General features: G+C 58.8%; 1 protein-coding gene. It reads left to right on the top strand.

Annotation, left to right across the window (positions count from 1 at the left end; translation table 11 throughout):
* Positions 1-180 (top strand): hypothetical protein (locus ACFWW2_RS16460; protein WP_393929697.1); only part of this gene is annotated, 180 nt, incomplete at its 5' end.
* Between the last annotated feature and the right edge of the window lie 165 nt (positions 181-345).

Below are 345 nucleotides of genomic sequence, written 5' to 3'. Positions count from 1 at the left end.
TGCTTGCGGGGCGGAGTGACCGAAGGATTGGTCGCGCAGAAGGGCTCAAGTCCGGTCAATAAACTGTTCACCCGTCCGTTGTGGGACGTGTGGCTGATGCCACCAGTGATCCGGACCGCGTTATTGATACGCCAGCGTGTTTGGGTGGTGATGGCCCTTTGTACATCAGACCAAAACTAGGCCGCCACCAGCATGCGTCGCGCTATCGTTCGCGCGCCGCGTCCAAGCAGTCTGATGCAATCAGTTCGCGCTTGCGCAAATGGGGGACGCGCCCGGCGCAGGGGGGGGGCCTGACTATATTTTCAAGGTAGCGAAGCGACTATGAAAATAAGGAAGGGGCCATAG

Source organism: Yoonia sp. R2-816 (genome assembly GCF_046762905.1).
Classification (GTDB): Bacteria; Pseudomonadota; Alphaproteobacteria; order Rhodobacterales; family Rhodobacteraceae; genus Yoonia.
Note: the sequence above shows the minus strand (reverse complement) of the source record. Positions and strands in the feature narration are given on the sequence as shown.